This window comes from Devosia sp. WQ 349K1, from assembly GCF_016595685.1.
Classification (GTDB): domain Bacteria; phylum Pseudomonadota; class Alphaproteobacteria; order Rhizobiales; family Devosiaceae; genus Devosia.
In genome coordinates this window covers 244,972-270,630 of the sequence record NZ_JAENGO010000003.1, presented here as the reverse complement: position 1 = coordinate 270,630, position 25,659 = coordinate 244,972, and the positions used below count along the sequence as shown (strand labels likewise).

Annotated in this window: 27 protein-coding genes; 18 read left to right on the top strand and 9 right to left on the bottom strand. The window is 58.0% G+C overall.

Annotated features, from left to right (window positions below; translation table 11 throughout):
• Positions 1 to 76: 76 nt before the first annotated feature.
• Positions 77 to 2,158: a S9 family peptidase gene (locus JHL21_RS07395; RefSeq protein WP_200212774.1), complete on the bottom strand. Its 2,082-nt coding sequence runs from the start codon at positions 2,156 to 2,158 to the stop codon at positions 77 to 79.
• A gap of 206 nt (positions 2,159 to 2,364) precedes the next feature.
• Between JHL21_RS07395 and JHL21_RS07390 the strand changes: the two genes are divergently transcribed.
• From JHL21_RS07390 to JHL21_RS07345, 10 genes are all read left to right on the top strand, one after another.
• Positions 2,365 to 4,773 carry a putative monovalent cation/H+ antiporter subunit A gene (locus JHL21_RS07390; RefSeq protein ID WP_367948166.1) on the top strand — a complete coding sequence of 803 codons (2,409 nt, stop codon included), beginning with the start codon at positions 2,365 to 2,367 and terminating at the stop codon, positions 4,771 to 4,773.
• On the top strand, positions 4,770 to 5,195 hold the full coding sequence (locus JHL21_RS07385) for an MnhB domain-containing protein (RefSeq protein ID WP_169194644.1): 426 nt from the start codon (positions 4,770 to 4,772) through the stop codon (positions 5,193 to 5,195). Before JHL21_RS07390 ends, JHL21_RS07385 begins: the two co-directional genes overlap by 4 nt.
• Position 5,196: 1 nt before the next feature.
• Positions 5,197 to 5,574 carry a Na+/H+ antiporter subunit C gene (locus JHL21_RS07380; RefSeq protein WP_169194645.1) on the top strand — a complete coding sequence of 126 codons (378 nt, stop codon included), beginning with the start codon at positions 5,197 to 5,199 and terminating at the stop codon, positions 5,572 to 5,574.
• A gap of 4 nt (positions 5,575 to 5,578) precedes the next feature.
• A complete protein-coding gene (locus JHL21_RS07375) occupies positions 5,579 to 7,186 on the top strand; it encodes a proton-conducting transporter membrane subunit (RefSeq protein ID WP_200212773.1) in 1,608 nt (535 codons plus the stop codon).
• Entirely contained in the window at positions 7,183 to 7,662 is a 480-nt protein-coding gene (locus tag JHL21_RS07370) for a Na+/H+ antiporter subunit E (protein WP_200212772.1), read from the top strand. The genes JHL21_RS07375 and JHL21_RS07370 overlap by 4 nt, the downstream gene beginning before the upstream one ends.
• 53 nt (positions 7,663 to 7,715) lie before the next feature.
• Complete coding sequence (locus tag JHL21_RS07365) at positions 7,716 to 7,967, top strand: monovalent cation/H+ antiporter complex subunit F (RefSeq protein ID WP_367948172.1); 252 nt, start codon at positions 7,716 to 7,718, stop codon at positions 7,965 to 7,967.
• Positions 7,967 to 8,320, top strand: a complete 354-nt coding sequence (mnhG, locus tag JHL21_RS07360; RefSeq protein ID WP_182395926.1) for a monovalent cation/H(+) antiporter subunit G — start codon at positions 7,967 to 7,969, stop codon at positions 8,318 to 8,320. The genes JHL21_RS07365 and mnhG overlap by 1 nt, the downstream gene beginning before the upstream one ends.
• 131 nt (positions 8,321 to 8,451) lie before the next feature.
• Positions 8,452 to 8,871, top strand: a complete 420-nt coding sequence (locus JHL21_RS07355) for a MucR family transcriptional regulator (RefSeq protein WP_169194649.1) — start codon at positions 8,452 to 8,454, stop codon at positions 8,869 to 8,871.
• Positions 8,872 to 9,024: 153 nt separating this feature from the next.
• Complete coding sequence (locus JHL21_RS07350) at positions 9,025 to 9,381, top strand: helix-turn-helix domain-containing protein (protein WP_200212770.1); 357 nt, start codon at positions 9,025 to 9,027, stop codon at positions 9,379 to 9,381.
• Positions 9,378 to 9,854, top strand: a complete 477-nt coding sequence (locus JHL21_RS07345; RefSeq protein WP_200212769.1) for a DUF6456 domain-containing protein — start codon at positions 9,378 to 9,380, stop codon at positions 9,852 to 9,854. Before JHL21_RS07350 ends, JHL21_RS07345 begins: the two co-directional genes overlap by 4 nt.
• Before the next feature lie 104 nt (positions 9,855 to 9,958).
• On the opposite strand, the gene JHL21_RS07340 is transcribed toward JHL21_RS07345, so the two are convergent.
• Both JHL21_RS07340 and JHL21_RS07335 read right to left on the bottom strand, forming a co-directional pair.
• Positions 9,959 to 10,381 carry a SufE family protein gene (locus tag JHL21_RS07340; protein ID WP_169194652.1) on the bottom strand — a complete coding sequence of 141 codons (423 nt, stop codon included), beginning with the start codon at positions 10,379 to 10,381 and terminating at the stop codon, positions 9,959 to 9,961.
• Between the two features lie 52 nt (positions 10,382 to 10,433).
• The gene (locus JHL21_RS07335) at positions 10,434 to 10,730 is read right to left on the bottom strand and encodes a hypothetical protein (protein ID WP_200212768.1); all 297 of its coding nucleotides are present in this window, start codon (positions 10,728 to 10,730) and stop codon (positions 10,434 to 10,436) included.
• Between the two features lie 319 nt (positions 10,731 to 11,049).
• On the opposite strand from JHL21_RS07335, the gene JHL21_RS07330 reads away from it, so the two are divergent.
• The 3 genes from JHL21_RS07330 to JHL21_RS07320 are packed head-to-tail and all read left to right on the top strand — an operon-like array spanning position 11,050 to position 14,438.
• Positions 11,050 to 12,858, top strand: coding sequence for a PAS domain-containing sensor histidine kinase (locus JHL21_RS07330; RefSeq protein WP_199531433.1), 1,809 nt, complete (start codon positions 11,050 to 11,052; stop codon positions 12,856 to 12,858).
• The gene (locus JHL21_RS07325) at positions 12,855 to 14,096 is read left to right on the top strand and encodes a peptidoglycan-binding domain-containing protein (protein ID WP_200212767.1); all 1,242 of its coding nucleotides are present in this window, start codon (positions 12,855 to 12,857) and stop codon (positions 14,094 to 14,096) included. Before JHL21_RS07330 ends, JHL21_RS07325 begins: the two co-directional genes overlap by 4 nt.
• Positions 14,097 to 14,438 carry a DUF1491 family protein gene (locus tag JHL21_RS07320; RefSeq protein ID WP_367948165.1) on the top strand — a complete coding sequence of 114 codons (342 nt, stop codon included), beginning with the start codon at positions 14,097 to 14,099 and terminating at the stop codon, positions 14,436 to 14,438.
• On the opposite strand, the gene JHL21_RS07315 is transcribed toward JHL21_RS07320, so the two are convergent.
• Complete coding sequence (locus JHL21_RS07315; RefSeq protein WP_200212764.1) at positions 14,435 to 15,577, bottom strand: DUF2336 domain-containing protein; 1,143 nt, start codon at positions 15,575 to 15,577, stop codon at positions 14,435 to 14,437. The genes JHL21_RS07320 and JHL21_RS07315 overlap by 4 nt on opposite strands.
• A 328-nt stretch (positions 15,578 to 15,905) precedes the next feature.
• On the opposite strand from JHL21_RS07315, the gene JHL21_RS07310 reads away from it, so the two are divergent.
• A complete protein-coding gene (locus JHL21_RS07310) occupies positions 15,906 to 16,757 on the top strand; it encodes a hypothetical protein (protein WP_200212763.1) in 852 nt (283 codons plus the stop codon).
• Positions 16,758 to 16,775: 18 nt separating this feature from the next.
• The gene (chrA, locus tag JHL21_RS07305; RefSeq protein WP_367948164.1) at positions 16,776 to 17,954 is read left to right on the top strand and encodes a chromate efflux transporter; all 1,179 of its coding nucleotides are present in this window, start codon (positions 16,776 to 16,778) and stop codon (positions 17,952 to 17,954) included.
• On the opposite strand, the gene JHL21_RS07300 is transcribed toward chrA, so the two are convergent.
• The 5 genes from JHL21_RS07300 to JHL21_RS07280 form a co-directional block, all read right to left on the bottom strand.
• On the bottom strand, positions 17,951 to 18,511 hold the full coding sequence (locus JHL21_RS07300; protein ID WP_200212759.1) for an NUDIX hydrolase: 561 nt from the start codon (positions 18,509 to 18,511) through the stop codon (positions 17,951 to 17,953). The genes chrA and JHL21_RS07300 overlap by 4 nt on opposite strands.
• A complete protein-coding gene (locus JHL21_RS07295; RefSeq protein ID WP_200212757.1) occupies positions 18,508 to 19,053 on the bottom strand; it encodes a hypothetical protein in 546 nt (181 codons plus the stop codon). The genes JHL21_RS07300 and JHL21_RS07295 overlap by 4 nt, the downstream gene beginning before the upstream one ends.
• The gene (locus JHL21_RS07290) at positions 19,050 to 19,622 is read right to left on the bottom strand and encodes a DUF1214 domain-containing protein (RefSeq protein ID WP_200212755.1); all 573 of its coding nucleotides are present in this window, start codon (positions 19,620 to 19,622) and stop codon (positions 19,050 to 19,052) included. Before JHL21_RS07290 ends, JHL21_RS07295 begins: the two co-directional genes overlap by 4 nt.
• Before the next feature lie 171 nt (positions 19,623 to 19,793).
• Entirely contained in the window at positions 19,794 to 20,480 is a 687-nt protein-coding gene (locus JHL21_RS07285; protein ID WP_200212753.1) for an outer membrane protein, read from the bottom strand.
• A gap of 353 nt (positions 20,481 to 20,833) precedes the next feature.
• Positions 20,834 to 22,984, bottom strand: a complete 2,151-nt coding sequence (locus JHL21_RS07280) for a transglycosylase domain-containing protein (protein WP_200212751.1) — start codon at positions 22,982 to 22,984, stop codon at positions 20,834 to 20,836.
• Between the two features lie 137 nt (positions 22,985 to 23,121).
• Between JHL21_RS07280 and JHL21_RS07275 the strand changes: the two genes are divergently transcribed.
• The 3 genes from JHL21_RS07275 to JHL21_RS07265 all read left to right on the top strand — a co-directional run bounded on the left by JHL21_RS07275 (position 23,122) and on the right by JHL21_RS07265 (position 25,635).
• A complete protein-coding gene (locus tag JHL21_RS07275; protein WP_169194667.1) occupies positions 23,122 to 23,577 on the top strand; it encodes a YcgN family cysteine cluster protein in 456 nt (151 codons plus the stop codon).
• A 76-nt stretch (positions 23,578 to 23,653) separates the two neighbouring features.
• The gene (locus tag JHL21_RS07270) at positions 23,654 to 24,286 is read left to right on the top strand and encodes a diguanylate cyclase (RefSeq protein WP_200212749.1); all 633 of its coding nucleotides are present in this window, start codon (positions 23,654 to 23,656) and stop codon (positions 24,284 to 24,286) included.
• Positions 24,287 to 24,375: 89 nt separating this feature from the next.
• On the top strand, positions 24,376 to 25,635 hold the full coding sequence (locus JHL21_RS07265) for an Hsp70 family protein (protein ID WP_169194669.1): 1,260 nt from the start codon (positions 24,376 to 24,378) through the stop codon (positions 25,633 to 25,635).
• Positions 25,636 to 25,659: the final 24 nt, after the last annotated feature.

Below are 25,659 nucleotides of genomic sequence, written 5' to 3'. Positions count from 1 at the left end.
CGTAATCCGATGGCGACGCCGAATTTCGACTGACCTTATATCAGCCTGAAGCGGCACAACAATGTTGTGAAATAGACTATTCGTCCATTCCGACCGACTTAATCGCAAAGGCATAGCACTCGGCGGTCTCTTTGAAGCGTTCGAAACGCCCAGAGGCGCCACCATGTCCTGCCCCCATATTGGTCTTGAGATACAATGGTGCATCGCCCAGCTTGGTTGCGCGCAATTTGGCGACCCATTTGGCTGGTTCCCAATAGGTCACGCGTGGGTCGGTGAGACCGGCGAGCGCAAAGAGCGGCGGGTATTCCTGCGCGGCGACGTTCTCATAGGGCGCGTAGGACGCAATGCGCGTGTAGTCGTCTTCGGACTCGATTGGATTGCCCCACTCTGGCCATTCCGGCGGGGTGAGGGGGAGCGTGTAGTCGAGCATGGTATTGAGAACGTCGACGAAGGGCACGTTGGCGATGACGCCTGCCCAAAGGTCCGGGCGCATGTTGGCGATGGCACCCATCAGCATGCCGCCAGCGGAGCCACCTTCGGTGACGATCTTGCCCGCTGAGGTATAGCCCTCACCGATCAACATTTCTGCGGAGGCGATGAAGTCACCAAAGGTGTTGGTCTTGTGTGCAGTCTTGCCGAGGCGATACCAGCGATAGCCCTTTTCCATGCCGCCACGGATGTGGGCAATGGCATAGACAAAACCGCGATCGACCAGCGAAAGTTTTGAAACCGAGAAGGCCGCAGGCATGGACATGCCATAGGCGCCATAGCCGTAGAGCAGCACTGGGTTGGAGCCGTCGAGCTTGAGGCCCTTGCGGTAGAGCAGGGTAACAGGAACCTCTTCGCCGTCGGCAGCCTTGGCGAAAAGACGCTTGGTTTCATAGTATTCCGGGTTATGGCCCGAGGGGACTTCCTGCGTCTTGAGGAGCGTGCGCTCGCCCGTTTCGAGGTTTACGTCAAAGAGCTGCTGCGGTGTCGTTGGGGAAGAATAGGAGAGGCGGAAGACGGCGGTGTCGAACTCGTAGCCCGTCGCCATGCCGAGCGAATAGGCGTCTTCATCAAAGCCGACGATCTCTTCCTTGCCCGTGCGCAGATCGCGGGAGACGATGCGCGGCAGGCCATCTTCACGCTCAAGGCGGAGCATGTAGTTTTTGAGAAGGGCGACGTCGAGGACGAGAACGCCTTCCTTATGGAGGACGAGATCGGTCCAGTTTTCTGGCGCCGGGGCGTCGGCAGAAACGGTAACGATTTTATAGTCTTCGGCCCCGTCCGCATTGGTGCGGATGTAGAGCAGACCATCGCGTTCATCGACTTCATATTCACGTCCAACCACGCGCGGCGCGACGAGGATTGGGTCCCCGCCGTTTTCCGCGTCGATCAGATAGACTTCGCTGGTCTGGTGATCATGGGCGTCGATGATGAGGAATTTTTCCGAGAGGGTCTTGTCGATGCCGACGAAAAAGCCCGGATCTTCTTCTTCATAGATCACTGCGTCGCTGTCCTGCGCCGTGCCGATGATGTGCTGGCGGACGCGGAAGGGGCGGTGGTTATCGTCGTATTCGACGTAGTAAATCGAGGAGCTGTCATTGCTCCAAACAAAGCCGCCAGCAGTGTCTTTGATGACCTCGTCGCGGTCATTGCCAGTGGCGATGTCGCGCAGAACGATATCGTAATATTCCGAGCCCGCGCGGTCCGCGGCCCAAGCGAGAACGCTGTGGGTATTGTCGTGCGATGCGCCGGCAAAACCGAAGTAACCTTCACCAGCTTCAGCATTGCAATCGAGCAGGATTGTTTCTTCGCCACCTTCACGCGGGGTGCGGACGATCAGCGGATACTGCTTACCCTCAAGCATGCGGGTGTTGTAGGCATAAGGACCATCTGGAGACGGGACGCCGCTATCGTCTTCCTTGATACGGCCTCTGATTTCCTTGAAGATTTTATCGCGCAGCGCCTCTGTCGGCTTGCCGAAGTGGGCTTCATAATAAGCATTTTCGGCGTCGAGATAGGTGCGGATTTCACCGTCGAGTGCCGATGGGTCCTGCATCACCGCCTGCCAGTTTTGAGCGCGAAGCCACGCGTAATGGTCTTCAACGGTGACACCGTGATGCGTGTGGCTATGGAAAACGCGCTTGGCGACGGGCGGTGTGAGCTCAGTCATGATCTCTCCAATGGGCCTGCGATGACATGCAGGTGAAGTGACATGGAGATAGGACGCCCCGTCGGGTTTTGCCAGCCCGGAATACGTTGAAAAACGAAACTGGCGTACCGGCGGGGACGGATTTTGCTTGTGACAGTCCAGTCATTCTTTAAGGTCCGAATCTCGCGCGCAGTAAGAATCGAACCCTTTTATAAGAGGCGGTCCGCTTGGAGCTCGATACTCAAGACTATATTGGTATGGCCGCGATCGCGCCTTTTGTTGCAGCGGTATTCGCGCCGCTGCTCGGGCGGTTGTTCGGTCAAATTAGTGGTTTGGCTCTCGCTCTCGTCCCGGCCGCGATCTTTTACTATTTGATCGGCTTTGCGCCAGCGGTGGTTAGTGGCGAAACAATTGCCACCTCGCTGGACTGGATTCCGGCCTATGGGATTGGTTTGAGCTTTTTTGTCGATGGTCTGGCGCTGGTCTTTGCGCTGACCATTTCGGGCATTGGAACGCTCATTATTCTCTATGCCAGCGCTTACCTCAAGGGACATGAACATCAGGGGCGTTTTATTGGCTTTATGCTGGCCTTTATGGGCGCCATGCTGGGCCTCGTCTTGGCCGATAGCCTGCTTGGGCTATTCGTTTTCTGGGAGCTGACCTCGATCACCTCCTTCCTGCTGATTGGGTTTGATCATAAGCGCCAGGCGGCGCGGCGGGCGGCAATTCAGGCCCTGGTGATCACCAATGTCGGCGGCATGTGCCTGCTCGCCGGGGCGATCCTCGTTTATGTGCTCACTGGCACCTGGGAGATGAGCGCGGTGCGTGGCATGGGTGATGTCCTGCGCGAGCATTCGCTCTATCTTGTCGTTCTGCTGTGCTTCCTCGGGGCGGCCTTTACCAAGAGTGCGCAGTTTCCGCTGCACTTCTGGTTGCCCAACGCCATGGAAGCGCCAACGCCGGTGTCGGCTTTCCTCCATTCTGCCACCATGGTGCAGGCGGGGGTATATCTTCTCGCTCGCATGACCCCGAGCCTTGGCGGGACAGCGGAGTGGACGAGTATTCTCACCATTTTTGGTGGTATAACCCTGCTGTGGGGCGCGCTCGGCGCGATCAAGCAAACCGATCTCAAGCAGATACTGGCGCAAACCACCATCGCCTCGCTGGGTGTGCTGGTGCTGCTGTTGGGGCTTGGCTCGAGCTATGCCGTGGCCGGTGTCGCCGTCTATTTCGTGGCGCATGCCTGCTACAAAGCGGGCCTCTTTATGGTCGCGGGCGCGGTGGATCATGAAACCGGCACGCGCGAGATCACCGCCCTCGGTGGACTGCGCAAGGCAATGCCTGTGACTTTTGCGGGCGCTGTGCTCGGCGCTCTCTCGATGATCGGCCTGCCGCTCACCCTTGGCTATTTCGCTAAGGAAGAAATGTATGCGGGGCTCCTCTCTGGCGAGTGGACAGTTTTGCTGACGCTGGCGGTGCTGGTAATTGGCAATGGGCTCTTGGCGGGTGTGGCGATGATCGTGATGATCAAGCCATTCATGGGGCCACAGATCGATACCCCCAAGCATGCGCACGAGGCTCCGATTGCTATGCTGGTCGGGCCGGTTTTGCTCGGCGTGATTGGTGTGCTGCTTGGTGCGATGCCGGGCTTTGTTGGTGCCAATATTCTGGAGCCAGCGGCGAGCGCAATTTTTGGCAGTGCAGTAGACAGCCATTTGTCTTTGGCGATTGATGTCACCTCGCCGCTGATCTGGCTCTCGATTGCCACTTGGGCCGTTGGTGTGGCCACTTATCTGCAAGCGAACAGTTTGCGCAGTGTGCTTCGCAAATTTGACTCGGCGATTGGCTGGACGGCAGACACTGTGTTCGATCGTGTCATGTTCGGCCTCATTCGCTTTTCGGCGCGGGTGACGCAAACCCTGCATCACGGCAAGCTGGAGATCTATCTCGTCGTCGTATTCTGCGCCTTGGGGCTAGCCTTGTTTGGGCCGATGCTGGCTTGGGGCGGGTTCGACTGGCTGGTGCCGACCCGTGACTTGGGTGACTGGAGCCTGCGCCTCGTGCTGCCGAGCCTCCATTTTTACGAGTGGGCGATCTTCATCACGGCGATTATCGGGCTGGTGGCAGTGCTGTGCGCTCCGACGCGCCTCGTGGCCATTCTGGCGCTGGGCGTGCAGGGCACGTCGGTTGCGCTGATCTTCCTGATCTTTGGCGCGCCGGATTTGGCGTTCACCCAGCTGATGGTGGAAGTGCTGTCGGTGGTGGTGCTGACCTTTGTCATGAGCCGTCTGCGGCTTGATGTGAAGGACCATCGACCATTTGAAGACTGGGCGCGCGACGGCACAATTGCCATCATTTGCGGGGCAGGGGTGAGCCTTCTCTTGATGCTGGTGCTCAATGGCGAGTTGAACACGCGCCTGTCGGACTTCTTTATCCAGACCAGCGTGCCGATTGCCCATGGCCATAACATCGTCAACGTCATTCTCGTCGACTATCGCGGCTTTGATACCCTGGGTGAGATCGCCGTGGTGATGGGCGCAGGCATGGCCATTCTGGCGCTGCTGCGTCGCCCCAAGAAAGAGCCTGTGGCGAAGAAGACTCGAGCGCCGCGTAAAGCCAAGAAGGTGACGCCATGAACACCGTCATTTTCCGTACGCTGGCACCGCTGATCGTGGCGACCATGTTGGTCTTCTCCTGGTACATTTGCCTGCGTGGGCACAATGAGCCGGGCGGGGGCTTTATCGGTGGGTTGATCGCGGCGTCCGCCATTGCCGTTTACGGCATGGCCGTGGGCGTGCCGACCGTGCGCAAAGCCCTGCGGCTTGATCCGCTGGCCTTCGCCGGGATCGGCGTGCTGCTGGCAGGGGCCTCGGGCCTATTGAGCGTCTTTATCGATGCGCCGTTCATGACCTCTATCTGGTGGTTCATGAGCGTGGGCGGCAATGAGGTGGCGCTATCGACGCCGATGTTCTTTGATATTGGCGTTTATCTCGTCGTCTTCGGCACGATCTCGGCCATTTCGCTTTCCCTTGAAAGCGACCGTGAGGAGGACCTGTAAAATGGACTATATTCTTGCGGGCCTCGTTGGTCTTTTCATCGCGCTGGGGGTCTATCTGCTGTTGTCGCGTTCGGTGATCCGGATGCTGATCGGCATGACCATTTTCGGCAATGGCGTCAATTTGCTGATTTTTACCAGTGGTCGTGTGACCCGCGAAGTCGCGCCGATTGTGCCTTGGGGACAGAGCGTGCCGGAGGGCGTGATCGCCAATCCATTGCCGCAAGCGCTGATCCTGACGGCTATCGTTATCGGTTTTTCGATGTTCGCGTTTCTGCTGGTGTTGGCGTTCCGCGCCTATCAGAGCCTTGATGCCGACAATACTGACACCATGCGTCTCGCCGAGCCGAAAGACGCTCCGCAGCCGCCGCTGAGCTATTGATCCGATGGCAAGTCCTTCTTCCTCTCCTGTCGATACCACCGGTGCAATGATCGAAATGGCGACGCCACTGGCCGATTGGGTCTTGGTGCTGCCCGTCGCTCTGGCACTGATGGGCGCGGCTGCGCTATTGGCGCTGCGTCAGATCAATAAGGCGCCGCTGATTGGCGCGCTGATCATCGTCGGCGTGATCATCGCCTGCGAAGTGCAACTTCTGCTCGACGTTGTGGCCAATGGGCCGGCGAGCATGACTATGGGCAAGTGGTTCCCGCCTTTCGGGATTGCTCTGACGGCAGATCTGTTTGGCGCGACTTTCGCGCTGGTCGCTTCCATCGTCACCTTCGTGGTGCTGATTTATGCAGAGGCCGACCGCGGGGAAGCGGACAGTAAGGACGCGTTCCATTCGCAGGTGCTGCTGTTGCTGGCCGGTGTGACGGGGGCGTTCCTCACCGGCGACCTCTTCAATCTCTATGTCTGGTTTGAAGTGATGCTGATCGCGTCCTTCGGCCTTTTGGTGCAGGGATCGCGTCCACTTCAGCTCGATGGAGCGATTAAATACGGCTTTCTGAACTTCCTTGCGACAACGCTGTTTCTGCTCTCACTCGGCCTGACCTATGGTTCGGTTGGGACGCTCAATATGGCCGATATTTTGCTGCTGGCGCCGAGCGCGAACCCGGCGGCTATGGCGGGTATCGCTGCGCTGCTGCTCTTGGCCTTCGGCATGAAGGCGGCAGCGTTTCCGGTCAATGCCTGGCTTCCGGCGTCTTATCATACGCCAGCGCCAGCCGTGTCGGCGCTGTTTGCTGGGCTCCTCACCAAGATTGGCGTCTATGCGCTCATTCGCTCGCTAGTGGCCGTGTTGCCGGGGAGCCGCGAGCTGCTCGAGCCAGTTATTGCCGTTCTGGTCATTGGAACGCTGCTGGTGGCTCCGCTCGGGGCGATTGCCGAAACCAATCTGCGGCGGGCTATTGGCTTTTTCGTTATCGGTGGGATTGGCGCAGCCATGGTCGGCCTAGCTATTCCCAGCGAGACGGGTTTGGCCGGGTCGGGCCTCTATATCGTCCACGCTATTTTGACGATGACCGCACTCTACATGGTGGTTGGCCTGATCGAGAAAGTGACGGGGCAGACCAATACGCGCAAAATGGGCGGGCTTTATGCCAAGCATGCGCCACTTTCGGTGTTGTTTCTTGTTCTGGTGCTGGCCGCAGCGGGCGTGCCGCCGTTTCTTGGGTTCTGGCCAAAACTTCTGCTTCTGGAAGCCAGCTTTGCGGATGGCGTTGCGGGCGAGGGGAGCTGGGTGGGCAATTGGTTGCTGTGGTCGCTGTTGATCAATGCCGTGCTGACCCTGATCGCTGGGACGCGCCTCTGGGCCCATGTGTTCTGGCGCAATGGACCGGAGGGTGACACATCAGAGCATGTGAGCAGCACGGTGCTGCCGCTCGGGAAGCGCGGGCAGATTGGCCTCGGCGCGGTGGGCGGTCTTACCGTGGCGATCATCGTGCTGGGCCTGTGGCCGGGCCCTTTGATGGCCAATATCAAGCAGGGCGCGGCCGACATTGTTGACCCAAGCCGCTATATTGCAGCCACCAATCTGGCGGAGGACGGGAAATGAGTACTGTCGCCACAATTATTGTCATGGCCCTGCTCTGGGCCGGGATAAATGGCAATTTCTCTCTCGCCAATCTGCTGTTCGGCGCGGTGATCGGACTGGTGGCGGTGCTGTTGCTGCGACAGAACTTGTTCAGCCCTGGGGTGAGCAAGCGGGCGATGCGCATCGCTCGGCTGGCCGGGAGCTTTGCCTATGAGCTTATGGCGAGCGCTGTGAAGGTGGCCGTACTGGTGATGCGGCCTGACATGCACAAAGTCATTCGTCCGGCCTTTGTAAAAGTGCCGCTGACTGTGAAATCTGAGGCTGAGATTACAATCCTAGCCAATCTCGTGACGCTGACGCCCGGAACACTGAGTGTTGATGTTTCAGAGGACAAGAAGTTTCTCTACGTCCACACGATTAGCCTCGAAAGCCGGGACGCGCTCATCGCTGAAATTTCCAATGGCTTTGAGAAACAGGTCAAGGAGGTGTTTCAGTGACACCCGAAATCGCACTTGATTGGGCAAGTCTGATCGCGCTGACGTTACTGTCTATGGCGTTGCTCTTGTCTGTTGTCCGTATCATTATTGGGCCAACACTGGGCGATCGCGTGTTGGCGCTCGATTTACTCACAGTTATTGCGATGGGCTTGATTGCCGCAGTGGCTGTTCGGACCGGGCTGATGCTGTATTTGGATATAGCTATCGCGGTCGCGCTTTTAGGCTTTCTCGCCACTATTGCTCTGGCGCGATACATCCTGATTAAAGCGGGGCAGAAATCACTTAGTGGACAGGAAGTTGAATGATGCTGTCTCAGCTTCTAATATATTTTGGATGTATTGTTCTTGTTTGTGGTGCGGCATTTTCCTTTTTAGCCGCTGTTGGCGTCTTGCGTCTTCCCGATCTTTATACAAGAATGCACGCGGCGTCTAAAGCAGGTGCGGTCGGTGGCGGTTTGGTGTTGCTGGCCGTTGCTTTTTTAAGTCAAGACGTCGCAGTCTCATTGCGGGCCTTTATTGGAATTAGTTTCTTACTGCTGACCACTCCGGTGTCAGCGCATTTATTGGCGCGTGCCAGCTACTTTGCCGGTCACAGTCCAAATAAAAACACGATACTCGATGAATTTGGCTCAGCGCGCGAAAAATCTCAGGATCGATAAAACGCGACAATACGTTCATCTTCCTGCTGCTTGCGGGGGTTGCGCTAGCTAGTAAACGGTTTTAACAGGTGAAGTATGACGGGTCTGCCCCTGACACCGTCCAAATAGAAAAATAATCGAAAGGTTGAAAAATGAACGACGATACCGGCTCGTTCGTCAGTGCTGAATCTGACTTGGTTGAACTCAGCACCGAAATCGTCTCTGCATACGTGAGCCACAATGCTGTTAGCCCCGGTGATCTGCCGCGTCTAATTTCTGATGTTCACAATGCTCTGCGTACACTGCGCACCAACGAACCTGCTGTTCAGGTTGAAGAGCTCAAGCCAGCTGTTCCTGTTCGCAAGTCTGTTAACAACGACTACATCATCTGCCTCGAAGACGGTAAGAAGTTTAAGTCGCTGAAGCGCCACCTGCGCACCCACTACAACTTGTCGCCAGAAGAATACCGCGAAAAGTGGGGCCTGCCTGCAGACTACCCAATGGTCGCTCCAAGCTATTCGGCAACACGCTCGAAGCTGGCGAAGGACAACGGTCTGGGCCGCAAGGCTTAAGTTACTGTCCTGAAATAAGAATTCTGTAAATGGCCGCTCCTTTGGGGTGGCCATTTCCTTTTGTAATTTACTCTCTTTTGCCGAACTTATCCCCGCTCGCTAGCTTTGCTGGATTATTAGGACTATCGTCCTAGTAGTTATCGGAAGCTAATCATGCACTCATTGAGCGTATCTGCTTCGGATCGGGCACATAACTTAGTTCACATCGCGCCACGCGATCTTTCTGTAAGGCGCATCGTTGAACTGGTCGCTCGCGAGAAGCGCACACCTATTCGACTGCTAATAAACAAATCCCGTTGTCGAGCTGAAACTGCATTTGCGCGGCAACTGGCGATGTATCTGTGCCATGTGTGCCTCGGCCTTACCTTGACCGCCGTGGGGGCAGCATTTGGGCGGGATAGGACCACTGTCTCGTATGCCTGCGCTTTAATCGAAGATATGCGCGATGATCCCGCTTTCGAAACGGAAGTCTTTCGGCTGGAAAGCTTGATTGAAGGGGCCGGGGCATGAGCGGGGCTCTGCCTGACCCGATCCTTCGGCTTGCCAAGGGCAGCGGCCCGCACATGTTTTTACTCGACCATCATTTGGAGGCGGCGCGGCGGTTGACTGCGCTGTTTTGGAGAGCGCGTCTCAATCAGCGGGTGACCATGTCTTATGACCCGACGCGCATTGGCAATAAAGCAGGCGGTGCGCCGCAAGGAGATATGGCGCTGAGTGCGGCCGAAGCGCGGGCACAGTTGAACCGGCTGGCGCAAACACTCCCGCGGGACTGCTGGGCGGTGCTTAGCGATGTTTGCTTCTATCAGCTCGGGCTGCAAGATATTGAAACGCAGAGGCAATGGCCGCGACGGGGCGCGAAGCTGGTGCTGCGGATCGCGCTTGAGCACCTAGCGGAGCGCTGGGGGATCAATGCGCGGGCGGTTGGAGAGGGGCAGGGGGTGACGGGCTGGTTGCCTGAGCGGCCCGCGATGTTCGCGGACTGAGGCGTTAAGGGGCAATTCAACCTAGTACGCGACGCGCAGATGCGGCGATTGCGTGTGAGTTCGCCGAAAAGCCGCTGGCGTAGCGGCTTCGGCGGTTTGGCGACTTAGGCGGCTTGCGCCTGCGCGCGAATGCGATTGACCATTGAGATTAGGCCATTGCTGCGCTGGGTGGTGAGATGCTCACGCAGGCCCATCTCGTCAAAGATAGCCATAGCGTCGGTGGCCGCGATCTCCGAAGCCGGGCGATCGGAATAAAGAGCGAGCAGCACAGCGACGAGGCCCTGAACGATCATGGCGTCGCTTTCGCCCTTGATGTGGAACACCGGGCCAGCATCGGACGGGGTCTGCTCGACGGCGAGCCAGACCTGGGCAACGCAACCGCTGACCTTATTCTCGGGCACACGCTGGGCGTCAGAGAGTTTGGGGAGGGCCTTGCCGAGCTCGATGATATATTCGAACTGGTCTTCCCAATCGTCTAGGAAAGACAGGTTCTCGGCGATTTCCTGGAATTTTTGAGGCTGGGTCATAAAGCACTATCTAAGAGATGGTGTGCGAGAGCGCCAGAGCCTCTTGTCGAGATTAGATGAGATCGGCGGGGCGCGGAACGGGCATGGTGACGGTGACGAGCTTGCCGGCCGCCGGCAGCTCTTCGGGCAGGGGCGGCACCACTGAGTTCAGAGCGACAGTGGCGACGGCTTTGCCTGTGACGCATTCCCAAGAATCGCAGGGAATTGATTCTACGCCCTTGGCGATTTGGGCGGTGCCGACAGCGACAGCCTGTGTTGCAGTCGCGGTGGCGCGATCCCTCAATTCAGCGCTCGGGGCGATGATGATGAAGGCCAATGTGAGCCAAAATGCGCAGCGCAAAAGGAACATGATCGCCAGTCCCCCTAGGGAATCCGTAGGTTAGGCGCACCCTAGCGCGGATTAGCTACAATCTGTTGGACCTTTTGTAGAAAGGTTGAATCAATTGCGACCACGGGGGGTGCCTTGGCAATAACCTGTTTACGCTGTTTTTTGAAACACGGTCGAAACTCCCCATAAAGCGTTAGACGCCCCCCGAGTTTAAACCTGCATTAGAGGTTGGCGGACGAGGTTGCTCACATACGAGACCCGATCAGTCGGGCGAGGGCGGCAGAGCCCACATCTGAACCCAACAGTTCAGACAGGCGTCGGTAGTGTGAGTAGTGTGTTGATGCGTAACTTCAGTCTCTTCGGAGCCAAATGGGGCAATACCCTTGCCTCGCTGGACACGGGTAGTTTCCCAGAAGTCATGCGCTTGCAGGCCATCGGAAATACCGCACGCATTTTCATCGTCGTGGCCCTGGTCGGCATGTTCCCCGCTGTTTACGGCCTAGTGTCGGGCTCGGGCGTTGCCTTTATTCTGGCGGCAAGCGTGCTGGCAGGTGGTTTGATCGCGCTCTCTATGGTGCGCGCGGGCCGCTATGACGCCGCTGCTGCTGCCAATGTTACAGTTCTTATGGCCTCTGGCCTGGTGCTCTCCGTTGCTGATCGCGCCCTGGTCGACGCTGGCCTTGCGGTCGCGCTGCTCGGTCCGGTTCTGGCCGTACTGACCACCAAGACGCGTCTGCGTGTTGTCAGCTGGATCATGCTGGCGCCAATCCTGATGATCAGCATCAGCGCTTCGCTGCTTGGCTTGCCGCGCGTTATGGACAGTGCACTGGCGTTGCAGATCGCGGGCATGTTGGCCTTCGTCGTGAGCTGCGGGATCGTCACCTATTCGGCGCACTGCGTCAGCCAGCGGGCTGACAGCCAGGAAAAGGCGCAGATGAACGCATACCGCCATTTGGTGGAGCATGTTCAGGACGCGGTGCTGCGCTTTGGTACTGACGGCATCGTGCTGCTTGCGTCGCGCGCTTCGGAAAGCCTGTTTGGTTGCCCACGCTATCAGATCAGCGGTCGTGGCCTCGGCGAGCGTCTGCATGTGCTGGATCGCCCTGTGTTCCTGACCGCATTCGCCGATGCTTCTGAAGGCGGACGCAGCCGCACGATTGAAGCGCGTGTGCGCCAGGAAGACCCACGCTCGAACTCCAATGTGCCGCGCTTCGTGTGGTGCGAAATTCAGCTTTCGCCCATTCTAGAAGAAGAAGCTAAGGCTGGTCGTCACGATGTTATTGGCTTGCTGCGCGATATTACGGCGCGCAAGGATGCCGAAGTGACGATGAGCGAAGCCCGTCGCGCTGCGGAAGATGCCTCGCAGGCTAAGTCGCGTTTCCTCGCCACCATCGGGCATGAACTGCGGACGCCGCTCAATGCTGTGGTTGGTTTTTCTGAAATGATGACCTCGGGGATCGGTGGCGAGCTTTCGCCTTCGCATATGGAATATGCGACACTGATCAAGCAGAGCGGTCGTCACCTTCTCGACGTCGTGGGCATGTTGCTCGACATGTCGCGTATCGAAGCGGGCAAGTTTGAAATTCACGCCGAGCCGCTGGTTCCGGCAGAGATTGTTCCGGCTTGCGTGTCCATGGTCGACACAATGGCTCAGGAGCGCCGCGTCTCGCTGCGTACGGATGTGGAGCAGGGCCTGCCGACACTGCACGCTGATGAGCGTGTCTGCCGCCAGATTCTGATCAACCTCCTCTCTAATGCCATAAAGTTCAGCCATGAAGGCGGCGATGTGGCGGTGTCCGTCAAGCGTCAGGGCCAGTCGATCAATATCTCGGTTAGAGACAATGGTATCGGCATGGCACCAGCGGCACTCGCCCGCATTGGCGAACCCTTCTTCCAGGTGCAAGATGGCCTGAACCGCACATACGAAGGCACGGGGCTTGGCCTCTCCATCGTTAAGGGAATGGTCGAACTGCACGGGGGCACATTACGTGCCATGTCAGAGATCGGGGCGGGGACGACGATTACCGTCCTCCTGCCGATCGCAGGACCCAATGGTGGCCTTGAAACCGCCGAAGTCCTTCCTCTTCATCGTGAGCCACAGGCTGCATCCACACTCTCATGGCCAAGCGAAAAAAGAAAAGCACAATGACAACGAACACCCTTTCCCAGCTTCCGCTGATGGCGGGGAGCGTTGTGGTTACGACCTTGACCAAGGCTGGTTATTGGTCGTTTGACCGCTATATGCGCGCGCCATTGGCATCCACGGCTGTTCTCGCCATGGTGACCCTGTCGGCAATGGCGGGCAGCAATGCGCTGTTCATGCAAACGACCGAACATCCGTCGCCATTTTTCGTGCAGACCAGCCAGGTCAATGCCGTCATGCCGACGCCTGTTGTCGATCGACCTGCATTGGAAGAGGTCGCACTCGCGCCAGCACAGCAGACTGTTCTGACCCAGCCGACGCAGACCCCTACCTATGCCAGTGCGCCTGTGCAGAACGCGGTGCCGGACGAGCCAGTGGGCAATGCGCAGATGTTCGCCGTGCAGAAGAAGCTGGTCGAATTGCAGCTGTTCGCTGGCAAGGTCGATGGCTATTACGGTCCACAGACCGCCGCTGCTATCCGCCAGTTCCAGAATCGGAATGGGATGAACCCAACGGGTTCGGCTGACAAATCGGTTGTCGATGCTATTCTGAATTCTGATGCGGCAGGTCGTGTGTCTGGTGCTCGTTCGCAGCCCGTGCAGGAACAGGCGATTACGACGCCAATCCGCACGCCAGAGCCAGTGCAGCAGGTGTATTATGCGCCAGCACCCGTGCCGGTGGTGCAGCCTGCGCCGCAGCCTGAAATGATCGCGCCGCCTGTTCAGCCGCAGGCTGTCGTTTTGCCACCAATTGCGCCGCCGACGCCGGAAGTCGCGCCAGTGGTTCAGGCGCAGCCGCAAGTTGCGCACGCCGCAGCGACGACAATTGATGGCATTTTGGCCAATATGAGTTCGCCCGAAGCCGCGCCAACAACGCCGACTCCATCGGTTGCGCAGATGGCTCAGCCTGTGGTCGCGCCTGCGCCGCAGCCCGCGCCGACGCTTGTCGCGTCGCTAGAGCCTGTTCAGCCGCCAACTCCAGTTGCGGCTCCTGCACCTGCTGCGACCGCGACGCCGGTTGCTGAAACCGTGAAGGTTTTGCCTGCGAACGACGCAGAACTGGTGATGCAAATCCAGCGTGGCTTGGCCAGCCTCGGGTTCTTCCGAGCGCCAATCGACGGCAAGCCGGGCCCGGAAACGGCGCGCGCGATCCGTGAGTTCGAGAACTTCCATCGCTACAAGATGACCGGCCAGGTTCAGCCTGATCTGGTGGATCTGTTGGTGACTGCGGGCGCGACGATCTAAGTGGGACGCCTCAGAAGCGATCTGTGGTGCATGGCGTTTGTGCGCCGCCACAATGATCTGGGCAATATGTGTGTGCTTGCGCGGCGTGGGGACCCCATCGCCGGGCAGGTTTTCATCGAGATCGATCACCTCGATGGAACACGGAGCCTGTTTACGCCTGCGCCCATGTTGCGCGCCGGAGATGGGGTGGGGCTGGTATTCCAGCGCCGCTTTTCCCATGTGGACCCGCTCAAAGTGCGTGATCGCATCAACCAAGAGACCGAATTTGACCCCGATCTCTGGGTGATTAGCCTTGATATGCGCGGGGATGACCCGGGTATTGATATCGTCGAGCCGCGTTAAACGGCGCGACGAATACCAATCTTGGCCAAAGCATCGATTGCCTGATCGACAATGGCATTGTGCGCAGTGGCCAGCTTGGCGGTCCGCTTGCTGTCCTGATTGAGTGGCACGTATTCTGGCTTGGTCAGCTCCAGCAGGTTCACTTCACCACGCCAAGCGCTCATCAGATAGGCCATTGAGGCCGGAGCTATGTCATTGAACAGGATGGCAAACTCGGCCAGCGACTTGGAACGATCACCGTCCTGGCTGGTGGCGTGGATCAGCACTTTCAAGCCATCGTAAGACGTCGCACCAAAAGCGCGCAGGATGACGAAAAGCGATGCGCCGGTCACGTCGTGGGCGATCTGGCCGCACCGCACTTCATCCAGACCCGTTATCTGCGACAAGAGCTTGGTGACTTCGGGGCGACGGTTCTCGGTAAAGAGCTTCATCAGCGCCTTGGTCAGATCGGCCGTAGCGACGGAGAGCTGCTCAATGGTGCGGGCGATTGGAGCCACTGGGGTAGAGCGGTGGGCAAAAGAGCGAATGACCTTGATGCGGTTTTCATCGGAAAGGTCAAAGAAGGCCGGTGCGAGCAGGCCAGCGTCAAAGTCTTCGCGATTGCCGAGAGCTTCTGCAACCAGGTGATCCATGGTCGCCGAACGGGCCAAGGCGCTGACAAATGCGCCCTTTGGCACAATGTGCAGGTTCGCTGCGAGAGCGCGATAGACCTTGCGCGAGTTCATCTGGAAGAGCTTGGACAAGACGGCGTCGGTCATGTCGCCACGCGTGGCGATGGCTGCGGCCGCCGGTGCGCCGAAACGCTCGAGCAGGGTGAACATGGTCTGTTCGGACAGTTCCGGCGCGCCGCGCAGGAAATCAATCAGATCGTCGCCAATGTTCTCGATGACGAGGTTTTCGAGCATGGGTGACAGATGTTCGGCGCGCCCGAGAAGGGCCGCTGCCTTAGAACGAGCCTGATCTGTCGCGGCCGGGAAGAGGCGCGCTGCCAGAGTTTCAAACTGTTCCATTTCGGGAATGGTTGGCTTGCCGCGGCGGGCGTATGCATCACACGCGGCGATGAGCAGCGTGTTGGTGCGATCGACACCACCCGTTTCAATCAGAAGCTGAAATGTCTCGTACGGCTGAAAACCAAGCATTTGCGGCGGAACCACTGAATCACAATTTACATCAAAACCGATGCTGACCCACCATTGCTGGCAATTCGTTAATAGGCTGTTAACCTTGACGATCTCTTAATGGCATTTGCGCGAGGGGCGTCGCGCAGGACGATCAACTTCCAACTCGCTGCCCTCACTGGAAAGGGGGAGTGGCGCACAATGGAGGCCATTTTGGCTGATGTGTTGCATATAGACGGGCGCAGAAGGCGCCAGACTAAGCCACAACTGAAAAGCGTTGACGCCCAGATATTACTGTTTACTGGGGTGCGCTACGAACGCGGCTCTTTAACACCTGAAACGAACCTAGATGCCAAAAGGCGCAAGCGAAAGCGCGGATAGAATTTTTAGAATCGGCCAGCGGTTAGTCCTTGGCGCGATTGTGGCTGCGGCTCTCGCCGGTTGCGTTGCGCGACCAGTGAGCGACTTCGGCCGGGCGCGGCCCAGTTTTACACATGATACGGCAATGCCTGCTGTTGGTGGTGTGATTGCTAAGATACGCAAGGAGCCGGTGTCCAACTTCAACATGACGGACCAAGAGCGGGAAATGCATAACCGCACTTGGCGCTTCGTCACGGCTGCGCACAGCAAGGATTGGCTGTTCGACGGCGCGGTGGAGTTGCAACGGACACGGTTGAGTTCGGCCACCGACTTCCGGTTCACCGAAGAACGCTATTACAACTGGCTGCGCAACGAACAATACAACTCGTCGCGGACCCGCTATTCCACCGTTGGTCGGCATATTCTGGCCGATCTTGATACGGTCAGCAGCACTTTCGCATCGATTTGTGCAGTGGTGGAAGTCGATCGCCAGCGCCAGATTGCGGCGTCTAGTCTGCCAGCTGTTGGGACCGATGTGCGCACCAATATGCAGGCGCGCAAAACTGAGAACGATTGGCATATCGACTGGTTCGTGCGGGCACTGAATTATCGCTATCTCAGCTATTCCTATGCGCTTGATCATTTGCTGGTGGAAACGCCGCATGAGCAATCGATGGGCGTCGATGAGAACTTGCGGAAGCTCCGGCCTTGGGTCGACCGGGCCAACCGTCATGACTTCTGCGGTGATGGTGGCACTGGCGGCAATCGTGGGCCAAGCTTCACAATACCGTCGCGTTATCAGACTATGGCGATTGATCGAGAGAACATCGTTCCGAAATGATGTGAGTACGGGGTGGGCGTGACGAGGGAGAATAAGCGCGGAACGCCCGCCGAAGTCTTTTTCACATTTTTAAAGCTCGGTGTGACCAGCTTTGGTGGGCCTATCGCCCACCTTGGCTATTTTCGCGATGAGCTGGTGACCAAGCGTCAATGGGTGAGCGAGAGCGCTTACGCCGATCTGGTCGCGCTGTGTCAGTTTCTCCCCGGTCCAGCATCGAGCCAACTTGGTTTCGCCCTAGGGTTGCAACGCGCGGGTCCTCTCGGCGCATTGGCGGCCTGGGTCGGTTTCACCCTCCCATCCGCAATTCTTCTTGTGCTCTTTGCGCTCGGTGCTGCCGCGTTTGAGGGGCCGCTGGCGCAGGGGATTGTGCATGGGCTCAAACTTGTTGCTGTCGCTGTGGTGGCGCAGGCGGTTTACGGCATGGCTAAAAGCCTGACGCCGGACCTGCAGCGTGTCGCCATAGCATTGGGTTCGATTGTACTGGTGGTGCTGATCGGCGGCAGTTTTGGGCAGATGGCGGCCATCGTGATTGGCGGGCTGCTTGGGCTGGTGGTCTGTCGTCATGTTGCGGGCAAGGGGGGCGACGCACTACCGCTGGTGTCAAAGGGTGTTGGTATTGGGGCGCTGTTCGCCTTCGTCGTGCTGTTGGTTGGCTTGCCGCTTTTGGCGGGGGCGGGGGACGGCGTAGCGCTGTTCGACGCGTTCTATCGCGCGGGTGCGCTGGTGTTCGGCGGCGGGCATGTGGTTTTGCCATTGCTCGAGGCAGAGGTTGTGGGCTCTGGCTGGGTCAGCAAGGATGCGTTTCTCGCTGGTTATGGCGCGACGCAGGCCGTGCCCGGGCCACTCCTCACCTTCGCGGCTTATCTGGGCGCCCTGAGCCATGGTGTGTCGGGCGCTGCGATTGCGCTTGTGGCGATATTTTTGCCCGGCATGCTCTTGCTGATTGGAGTTTTGCCCTTTTGGGCGGCGCTGGCGGCAAAGGCACAAGCGCGAGCGGCTATGGCAGGGGCAAATGCTGCCGTGGTCGGTTTGCTCGCCGCAGCCCTGTACGACCCGGTGTTTATCAGCGGCGTTGGGAGCTGGCTGGATTTCGGGCTGGCGCTGATCGGCTTTGCGCTATTGGTTTTTGCCAAAGTGCCGAGTTGGCTGGTCGTGCTTGGCCTGGCGACGGTGTCGGGCGGGCTGGCGCTGTTTTAAAGCGCGAGAATGCGTTTGGCGGCGCGGGCGGAAATTGCGGTCAGGGCAGAAAAGTCTTGCCATTGGGCCGCGTGAACTTCGTCCAACTGGGCCGTCAGAGGCTGGTCGGCGCTGGCGACAAACACATATTGCAGATCATGGTGGACGTGGGGCGGCTCATTGCGCGCGGGTTTTCCGGGCACGTCGTGACTGTCGATCACGAGCGGGAGATCGCCTTTGTGCCATGGGTGGAGCACTGCGCCGATAACGCCGGTCTCTTCAACAGCCTCACGCAAAGCCGAGGCCCAGAAACTGTCGCTGGGTTCATAATGCCCGCCGGGCTGCAGCCAACGGCCGATGGTGACGTGATCTATGAGTAAGATCTTGTCTTTGGCCGGCGAGATCACCAGCGCGCTAGTGGTGATATGGCCGGGGAAAGTATCCCGCAGTTCAAGGCGGTGGTTATTGTCCATCTGCCAGCGGAGTAGGGCGAGATGTTCACCGGGCTCGGCAACATCGGCACGGTAACGCGTGACAATAGCCGAGAGGTGGGCGTCGAAAGTCTCAGAATTCATCATGGGCGAGGGCCGCAGCTGACGGCGGCGAGGGCAACTTCAAAGCGGGGGCGCATAACGTCATGCGGCGGCGCGGCGCGGACGACGACAACCGCTTCGCTATGCGCCATCTCTACAACCAAGAGATTGGGCGACACTTCAATCTGCTGCTGGGCGAGGAGTTGGGTTTGGGCTGAGTTGAACATTCCGAGCTCAACTGTCTGCCCGATGCCATCGCGATTGGTCGTCGAATAGGTGATGATGCCATCAGAGTTATAGACGGCGACAGACCAGAATGCGTCGGGCAGCGTGCCTTGCACGAAGGCGGGCGCCTCATTGATGTCAATTTTGCAAATGCCGTAGACGAGCTCGGGATCAAGCTGCAATGGGTTGTCACCACCAGCCGTAATGGCAGGTAGGACCAGCATTTTGTGATCGGCATCGAGGGCTGAAATTCGGGTCCACGAGGTGTTTTCGGCCAAGCTTGGCAAGGACAGGATCACCACAATATGGATGATGCCGCCCAGAATGGCGCCGCCTAAGAGCCAGAGAAAACTGCGGATCACGGGCAATGCTCCTCGGTGATGGAGGGCATGACCGTGTCATTGGTGAAGCCGGAAAAGGCCGTGGTGTCATAGAGCGTGAGCACCAGCTCGTATGGGCCACTGCCGGCGAGTTCAAGCCAGTTCATCGGCATGACATGTGGGCCGACATAAATCCGGAAGCTGCGGTCGTTGTCGCGGACGAGCTCGCTGGAGCGCAAGGCAAGGTCTTCGCCTGGTGCGGCCAGATTGCGCGAGTCGCTGTCGACGGCTGACAAAGTCCAAAAGCTCGAAATCGGAACACGGCCAGAGATGCGGTAGGTGCAGCTGAGATCAAGAGGCTTGCCAGCGCTGTCTGTTGCAGCGGTGAAGCGCAGGCCTTCGCTGCGTCCGAGCTGCAACGCGCCTTCGCGAGCAATCTGGCTGCGCGTATAGGGATTTGGGTTCGGCACGCCGACATCTTGCCAGGTGATCCAAGGGCCGAGCATGTTTGCAGCGATGAACCGGCCATCGGTGAGGGCGTAGTAGCTCAGGCCAAAGCCAATGCTCAGCGCGACGGCGATAGCAACGAGGAGGCGGAGGACAAAGGCCACGGCGCTCAGCTCATTCGCAAATAGGGCATGGGCGACAGGAACCGAAGCTGTTGCAGACTAGGAAGTTGTAGCAACCGCGCGGCTGCTTCGGAAGGGGCGAGGTGCTGGAACCGCTGAAAAGATTAGGGCAGCCGAAGCTGCCCTAATCACCCCATGCACGGGAGGAGGAACTCAGAAGTGGAAGTTCACACCAGCTTTGATCGCGTGGGTGTGGTGAGTGAAGTCGTGTGCGTTACCAAGTGAGTCAGTGCCGGACCACTTTCCAAAGTCGGAATAGGCATACTCTGCTTTAACGCTAACATTCTCAGTAACAGCCATTTCAACGCCGGCGCCAACGGTCCAGCCAGTGCGGCTCGTGCGGTAATCTGATACAAATACACCGTTATCGTCGTGTCTTGCGTGGTAGTCTGCAAATGCAATCCCGCCGTGGGCATAGACAAGAACTTGGTCGAATGCCACGCCTGCTCGAGCCTTGATTGCACCTTGCCAATCGGATTTAACAGTTAGAATGTCGTCAACGGTCAGGCCGACAATGCCAGCTGTTCCGGTGACACCCGACCAGAGAATTTCACCTTCTAGACCGAGAACGAACTGCTCGAATTGGCCATTCATGCCTGCTGTAACGCCGAATTGGCCACCAGAAGGGTTTACGGTAGTTGTGTCTGTCAAGCCTGTGCTTGATACAATGCTCTGTCCCCACACATAGCCGCCGACGGCGCCGGCGTAGATGCCGGTCCAGTCAAAGCCAGACGCGGTGTAAACTGGTGGGTCTGCAACTGGAGTATACAAGTCTGCAGCAAAGACTGCAGGAGTAACTGCTGCGCTAGCAGCGGCTACAATAACAAGTTTCTTGAACATTTAGCCCTCGCCCATTGGTTGAGGTCCATATGGTTCCATGATTGTGTTTAGACTTCAAGAATATGAAGTGTATCTTGTGTTTGGGTGTTGTGAATTGTGTCCTGGCGCCTATCTTGACTTAGTTGTTGTCAGTAAATAATAAAACTAGACTCTGAGTGTGGTTCTGGTGATTTACCCGTAGTTGCGGTTATGCAACAAAGTCTGGTGTGATTTGTTTGTTTCTGGGGTGTTGATGAGTATGTGTTCGGCTGTCTGGAGATAGATTCGGCCAAATACTGAAGATATTGTGTGGTGTCTTCTGTATATTGAATGTTGCGAAAATTTAGCGCCGAAGGCCGGGAGGGGTGACCTGATTAGAGTGTCGGCTGGCTGTCGGCCGATGGCGCTGTAGCAAGCTGGTCCGATGACTGGCTGGACGAGAGGCGCGCGGCGAGGTCGAGGAGCTTGCTGGCGGCAGCGGGTTTGAGATTGGGCGGTCGTTGCGCGATCTCTTCTTCGGTTTCTTCCGGTGCTGCGGCGATCAGGGTTTCTGGCAAGTCAAACTCAATGCCGAAGACGGGCTTTACCGCGATATTGGTATGGGCATAGGCCATGAACTTCTGCCAGGCGACAGTCGGCAGAAGACCGCCGGTGAGATCATTGGTGGTGCGATAATCGTCGTTACCGAACCACACAGCGGCAACATAATTGCCGGTGAAGCCTGCAAACCACGCGTCGCGATACGAAGTGGTGGTGCCGGTTTTGCCCAAGGTGGGCACGCCATCAATATGCGCGCGACGGCCCGTGCCGGAGGTGACAACGGCGCGCATCATTTCATTCATATAGGCAACCGTCTGCTCGGAGAGAACGCGCTCGCGCGGGACGGTTTCGTCATATTCCCAAACGGTTTCGCCACGGGAGTCGATAAGGCGCGTCAGACCATAGGCGGGGGTCTTGTAGCCATGATTGGCAAAGACCGCGTAGGAGCTGGTCATATCGAGCACAGATACCGACGCCACGCCGAGGGCGAGGGAACGCGTGACTGGATATTCCTGACGGAGGCCCATGCGATACGACAATTCGGCGATTTTATCGCGGCCGGTTTTGATCGAAAGCGTGACCGGGACGGTGTTGATCGACGAGGCAAAAGCGGAGATGAGCGTGGTTTGCCCGCGATAGCTGCGGCCATAATTCTGCGGGCACCAATCGCCGATGCACACGGGCGCGTCTGAGATGCGATCGCTCGGCTTGAGACCAAGTTGCTCCATCGCTTCGGCATAGACGAAGGGCTTGTAGGCGGAGCCGGGTTGGCGATTGGAGACGATCGAGCGATTGAACTGGCTCTTGGCGTAATCGGTCCCGCCAACCATAGCGCGGATAGCGCCTTCAGTATCAGTGACCACCATCGCACCCTGCTCAACGCGATACTGTTCGCCAGAGTCGCGGATAACCGAGGTGATGGCTTCCTCGGCATAGGATTGCAGCGTTGTGTCGATTGTCGTGCGGACGACGAAATTATTACCGTTGGCCGCGCGTTCTTCGATCTTCTTCTTTGTTTCCTCAAACGCGTAGTCGAGGAAATAGTTCGGGGAGTCGATGTCTTTACGGCGATCTATGGCGGCTGCGGGATTGCGACGTGCGGCGGTCACCTGGCCTTCAGTGAGGAAGCCGGCAGCCACCATATTGGTGAGCACCAGATTGGCGCGGCCACGCGCAGCGGCAAGGTCGATATGGGGCGCATAATTGCCGGGTGCCTTGAACATGCCCGCCAACATGGCGGCTTCGGACAGGTTGATGTCCTGAACGCGCTTTCCAAAGTAAAACTCAGAGGCGGCGGTGACGCCATAATTGCCGCCGCCCATATAGGCGCGGTCGAAATAGAGTTTGAGAATCTGGTCCTTGGAGTAGTGCCACTCGAGCCAGACCGACAAAAACGCCTCAACAATCTTACGCTCGAGCGTGCGCTCTGAGGAGAGGAAAAGGTTTTTGGCCAACTGTTGGGTGATGGACGAGCCGCCCTGCGTGCCACGGTCACCTTGCGCATTGCTCATGAGGGCGCGCAGCGTGCCGACGACGTCAATGCCGAAGTGTTCGTAAAAGCGTCGGTCTTCGGTCGCTAGCGTAGCCTTGACCAGATAGTCGGGCATTTGGTCGAGCGCGACGCTATCGTCGGAGCGGATGCCGCGGCGGCCGATCTCGGCGCCATAACGATCCTGGAAGATTACCGAATAATCCTCGGCCTTATTGAAGGCTCCGCGATCGGTGATGTCGAAGGCGGGGAGGGCGAGGGCGGTCATGAGCACCGCGCCGATGGCCCCAAAGGAAAAGGCGTCGGACAGGATTTCGACGACGAAGCGCTTTACACCGGTGACATGAAAACGGGACATAAAGTCCTGAAATCGCGTATAGCCTCGACCAAGCGCGTTCCAAAACTCATAAAGGGAAGAATCGAGCCAAGCGTCGGCGGCCAACATGCCGCTTTGGGGCTTTCGCTTCTTTTCCTTGATGTAGAATGGATCTTGCAAGATTTGGTCCCGCGCCGCGTCGTCCCAGTATTTGTCTGGGACACAGGCATTATGCAATGGTGTGACTGGAAAATGACCGTGGACGGTTTCGTCCCAAGTATTTCTTCCAGCCCCACGATAACACAGTTTGAGTAAACATGGCCTTTTGGGAAGAGAAGACACTCGAAGAAATGTCCACGGCCGAGTGGGAAGCGCTCTGCGATGGGTGTGGGCGGTGCTGTCTGATCAAGCTGGAAGACGAGGACACGGGAACCCTCATCACTTCCGACGTGCGTTGCCAATTGCTGGATGGGGACAGCTGCAAATGCACCGACTATCCGAACCGCAAAGCTATTGTTCCGGACTGCATTAAGCTCACTCCCGAAAACGTGAGAGAGATCGCGTGGATTCCCACGACCTGCGCTTATCGCCGTATTGCGGAAGGAAAAGGGCTGGCCTGGTGGCACCCACTTGTTTCGGGCGACCCGCAAACAGTTATTGATGTGGGAGTTTCGGTAACGGGGCGGACTTATCTCGAAAGTGAAGTCGACCCGGAAGAATGGGAAGAACATGCTGTGGATTGGCCAGAATGGGAGCCGCCCGAGCACATCTGACTAGGTATTGTTACCTTGTGTTAACTGAAACCTGTGTTGACTGTGGGCAACTGACTTCTGCCTAGGAACGGGCTATATGAATCGGGTGACAATGAGTGGTGACAACGGCTTTTGGGCGCGCGTGCGCGCAGCGCTGAGCCGTGCTCCTGGTGGTTCTGAACCTGCTTATGGCAAGGCCGAGATCGCCAAACGTCCCGGAAAGAAGCTTCGCCCAGCGCAACGGATCGACGCAAGCTTGCGTCGGGCCTGGGAAAGCGCAGCTGAGCGCAAGGTCTCGCTCTGCGTTCTCGCCCTCGAAATGGACGTCTACGCCAGTTATTTCTCGTCTTACGGACGCAACGGCGTGGAAGATTGCCTGGAGCAATTGGAGCACTTGATCCGCTCACACGTGCCCAATGAGCAGGCGTGCCTGCGCAATGGTCGCGCCGGTTTTGTCCTTGTCCTGCCAGACATGCCCAATTTGATGGCCCGTGATATCGCGGCAAAGATCGCTGCGGGCGTGCGCACACTAGCGATCGCCAACAAGGAAAGCCACGCCGGTCAGGTCACGCTGAGCATGGGTCTAGCCGTGGTCAATCCGCAAGGGGCGTTCGATCGTGAAGTGCTGGACGCAGCCAACATGGCCGTGCGCCGTGCGCAGCGCCGTGGCTTGGCGCGCCTTGAAGTGGTGGATTTCCGTCCATCGCAGGAGCGAAAAACCGCAGCGTGACAATTGGGCGATTGTCTGGCCTGCCATCCCTCGCTATGAGAGCCGTCCTCTAAACGCGCTGAAGCGCGCTTTCTCCGGACAGCTTGACTATGACACTTTCCTGCGGCCTCGACTTTGGCACGTCCAACTCTACGCTTGGACGGATTGGCGCTGACAACCAGCCCCATCTGGTGCCGCTGGAAAATGGAAGCGCGACCATTCCGAGCGTTCTGTTCTTCAGCTTTGAAGACAATCAAATCCACTTTGGCCGCGATGCCGTGGCGGAATATGTGACCGGCGCCGAAGGGCGTTTGATGCGCTCGATTAAGAGCGTTTTGGGCACCAGCCTCTTTAACGACACGACCCGCATCAAAGCCAAGCGCTATGGCTATGGCGATATCATCGGCACCTATGTCGCTGAGTTGAAAAAGCGCGCTGAGGCGCATCTGGGCGATGAGCTGACACAGGTTGTGCTCGGCCGTCCGGTGCAGTTCGTGGATGATGATCCGGCAGCGGATCGGCAGGCGCAAGACCAGTTGGAAGCCGCCGTACGCGCGCAGGGGTTTAAGGATATCGCTTTCCAGTTTGAGCCGATCGCGGCCGCTCTGGATTACGAGCGTCACGTCAATGGCGAGCGTCTGGCGCTGATCATTGACTTGGGTGGCGGTACCTCGGACTTCTCGCTGGTGAAGGTTGCGCCGGGCAATGCCGACAAGGCTGACCGTTCCGACGATATTCTGGGCACGGGCGGCGTTCATATCGGGGGGACGGATTTTGACCGCCTGTTGGCGATGAGCCGGGTAATGCCCGAGCTCGGCCTGGGGAGCATGACCAAGGACGGGAAGCGTCACCTTCCGGTTGCGCCCTATTATGACCTCTCGACCTGGCACCGCATCAACCGGCTCTATGATGCACAGGCTATTCGAGACCTGCGCTCGACTATGCGGGAAGCTGTGGAAGCGGAGCGGGTCGAGACGATGATAACGCTCGTTGAGGAGCGGCTCGGACATCGGCTGATTGGCGCGGTGGAAGGCTCCAAAATTGAGCTTTCGGATAAGCCCGTGTCGGCGTTCGACTTCGACGTAAACGGTAGCCGCATCCGCACCGATATTAGCGTCGAGCAGCTGGCCGAGGCGCTTGATGACTCGATTGGCAAGCTCGAAACCACCATTGGCGCAACACTGGCGCAGGCCGGGGTGAAGGCGTCTGACATTGACAGCTTGATCTTGACCGGCGGTTCGACGCTGGTTCCGGCGGTAGCGAACCGATTGCAGGCCCGCTTCCCCGAGGCTGAGGTGATCCGTACCGACGTGTTGGGGAGTGTTGGGCTTGGCCTGTCGCTGGAAGCCAAGCGCATATTTGGGGCCTGACATAAACGCGAGATCGCTTCGGCG

What these genes read in the sequence shown, in the direction of transcription:
- JHL21_RS07395 (WP_200212774.1), bottom strand. Translation starts at nt 2,158, where the DNA reads ATGACTGAGCTCACACCGCCCGTCGCCAAGCGCGTTTTCCATAGCCAC.
- JHL21_RS07385 (WP_169194644.1), top strand. Translation starts at nt 4,770, where the DNA reads ATGAACACCGTCATTTTCCGTACGCTGGCACCGCTGATCGTGGCGACC.
- JHL21_RS07380 (WP_169194645.1), top strand. Translation starts at nt 5,197, where the DNA reads ATGGACTATATTCTTGCGGGCCTCGTTGGTCTTTTCATCGCGCTGGGG.
- JHL21_RS07375 (WP_200212773.1), top strand. Translation starts at nt 5,579, where the DNA reads ATGGCAAGTCCTTCTTCCTCTCCTGTCGATACCACCGGTGCAATGATC.
- JHL21_RS07370 (WP_200212772.1), top strand. Translation starts at nt 7,183, where the DNA reads ATGAGTACTGTCGCCACAATTATTGTCATGGCCCTGCTCTGGGCCGGG.
- JHL21_RS07365 (WP_367948172.1), top strand. Translation starts at nt 7,716, where the DNA reads ATGGCGTTGCTCTTGTCTGTTGTCCGTATCATTATTGGGCCAACACTG.
- mnhG (WP_182395926.1), top strand. Translation starts at nt 7,967, where the DNA reads ATGCTGTCTCAGCTTCTAATATATTTTGGATGTATTGTTCTTGTTTGT.
- JHL21_RS07355 (WP_169194649.1), top strand. Translation starts at nt 8,452, where the DNA reads ATGAACGACGATACCGGCTCGTTCGTCAGTGCTGAATCTGACTTGGTT.
- JHL21_RS07350 (WP_200212770.1), top strand. Translation starts at nt 9,025, where the DNA reads ATGCACTCATTGAGCGTATCTGCTTCGGATCGGGCACATAACTTAGTT.
- JHL21_RS07345 (WP_200212769.1), top strand. Translation starts at nt 9,378, where the DNA reads ATGAGCGGGGCTCTGCCTGACCCGATCCTTCGGCTTGCCAAGGGCAGC.
- JHL21_RS07340 (WP_169194652.1), bottom strand. Translation starts at nt 10,381, where the DNA reads ATGACCCAGCCTCAAAAATTCCAGGAAATCGCCGAGAACCTGTCTTTC.
- JHL21_RS07335 (WP_200212768.1), bottom strand. Translation starts at nt 10,730, where the DNA reads ATGTTCCTTTTGCGCTGCGCATTTTGGCTCACATTGGCCTTCATCATC.
- JHL21_RS07330 (WP_199531433.1), top strand. Translation starts at nt 11,050, where the DNA reads ATGCGTAACTTCAGTCTCTTCGGAGCCAAATGGGGCAATACCCTTGCC.
- JHL21_RS07325 (WP_200212767.1), top strand. Translation starts at nt 12,855, where the DNA reads ATGACAACGAACACCCTTTCCCAGCTTCCGCTGATGGCGGGGAGCGTT.
- JHL21_RS07315 (WP_200212764.1), bottom strand. Translation starts at nt 15,577, where the DNA reads ATGCTTGGTTTTCAGCCGTACGAGACATTTCAGCTTCTGATTGAAACG.
- JHL21_RS07310 (WP_200212763.1), top strand. Translation starts at nt 15,906, where the DNA reads ATGCCAAAAGGCGCAAGCGAAAGCGCGGATAGAATTTTTAGAATCGGC.
- JHL21_RS07300 (WP_200212759.1), bottom strand. Translation starts at nt 18,511, where the DNA reads ATGATGAATTCTGAGACTTTCGACGCCCACCTCTCGGCTATTGTCACG.
- JHL21_RS07285 (WP_200212753.1), bottom strand. Translation starts at nt 20,480, where the DNA reads ATGTTCAAGAAACTTGTTATTGTAGCCGCTGCTAGCGCAGCAGTTACT.
- JHL21_RS07275 (WP_169194667.1), top strand. Translation starts at nt 23,122, where the DNA reads ATGGCCTTTTGGGAAGAGAAGACACTCGAAGAAATGTCCACGGCCGAG.
- JHL21_RS07270 (WP_200212749.1), top strand. Translation starts at nt 23,654, where the DNA reads ATGAATCGGGTGACAATGAGTGGTGACAACGGCTTTTGGGCGCGCGTG.
- JHL21_RS07265 (WP_169194669.1), top strand. Translation starts at nt 24,376, where the DNA reads ATGACACTTTCCTGCGGCCTCGACTTTGGCACGTCCAACTCTACGCTT.